The sequence below is a fragment of the Nostoc sp. UIC 10607 genome (assembly GCF_047228265.1).
GTDB classification, from domain to species: Bacteria; Cyanobacteriota; Cyanobacteriia; order Cyanobacteriales; family Nostocaceae; genus Nostoc; species Nostoc foliaceum_A.
In genome coordinates this window covers 1-437 of record NZ_JBIQNW010000254.1, presented here as the reverse complement: position 1 = coordinate 437, position 437 = coordinate 1, and the positions used below count along the sequence as shown (strand labels likewise).

Genomic DNA, 437 nt, shown 5'->3' with positions numbered 1-437 from the left:
CCATGCTTGATAGATGCGTCCCAAACGCCAGTAGGCCAGACCTATTCCGGGTTGCTCATCTAACTGCTGGCGGATTGCCAATTCTTTTTGCTCACACTCAAGTGCCTGCTGATATTTACCCCATTCCCGATAGCAATCACCTAACCAGTAGCATTGATTTGCTACATTCTTGTCTTGACTCAATTGCTCATAGAGGTAACGGCTTTGTTGGTAATGGGCGATCGCTTGTTTGTATTTGCTCCATGCTTGATAGATGCGTCCCAAACGCCAGTAGGCCAGACCTATTCCGGGTTGCTCATCTAACTGCTGGCGGATTGCCAATTCTTTTTGCTCACACTCAAGTGCCTGCTGATATTTACCCCATTCCCGATAGCAATCACCTAACCAGTAGCATTGATTTGCTACATTCTTGTCTTGACCCAATTGCTCATAGAGGT

The 437-nt window shown here is 46.7% G+C and carries 1 protein-coding gene; it reads right to left on the bottom strand.

Going from position 1 to position 437, the window contains the following annotated elements:
- A partial coding sequence (locus tag ACEYW6_RS36665) for a tetratricopeptide repeat protein (RefSeq protein ID WP_412983674.1) occupies window positions 1-437 on the bottom strand: 437 nt, incomplete at both ends.